At 66.9% G+C, this 741-nt stretch carries 1 pseudogene; it reads right to left on the bottom strand.

The window, feature by feature from the left end:
- A pseudogene (locus tag IE177_RS34615) lies at positions 1-741 on the bottom strand (Fe-S oxidoreductase); the annotation flags it as partial.

Raw genomic sequence — 741 nt, 5'->3', positions numbered from 1 at the left:
CGCCGCCGGCGAGCAGGTAGGGGGCCTTGGCGTGGGCGTGGTCGCGCAGCGACATGATCAGCAGCTTCGGCGAGAGCGGCTTGCCCGTGTTCCACGCCGGGCACTGCGACTGGCAGCGGCCGCACTCGGTGCAGGTGGAGAAGTCCAGCAGGCCCTTCCAGGAGAACTGCTCGACCTGGGAGACACCGAAGACGTCGTCGTCACCCGGGTCCGTGAAGTCGATCGGCTTGCCGCCCGACGTCATCGGCAGCAGCGCGCCCAGGGCCGTCCCACCGGTGGCGTTCCGCTTGAACCAGATGTTCGGGAACGCCAGGAAACGGTGCCAGGCCACACCCATGTTCGTGTTGAGCGAGACCGTGATCATCCAGATCATGGTCGTGCCCAGCTTGATCATGGCGAACAGGTAGGTGAGGTTCTGCAGAGCGGAGACGCTCAGGCCCTTGAACGCCAGGACCAGGGGGTAGGAGGCGAAGTAGGCGGCCTCGTAGTGGTCCACGTCGTGCTGGGCGCCCTCCAGGGCGCGCAGCACGTAGATGGCCAGGCCGATGACGAGGATGACGTACTCGACGAAGTACGCCTGGCCCATCTTCGAGCCCGCGAACCGGGACTTGCGGCCGGGCCGCGACGGCAGGCTCAGCAGGCGGATGACGATCAGCGTCGCGATGCCGAGGGTGGTCATCGCGCCGATGAACTCGATGTACAGCTCGTACGGCAGGAAGCCGCCCAGGAGGGGGAGCGTCC

It is taken from the genome of Streptomyces lucensis JCM 4490, from assembly GCF_014650035.1.
Lineage (GTDB): Bacteria > Actinomycetota > Actinomycetes > Streptomycetales > Streptomycetaceae > Streptomyces > Streptomyces lucensis.
This window is presented reverse-complemented; position numbering and strand designations above follow the sequence as displayed.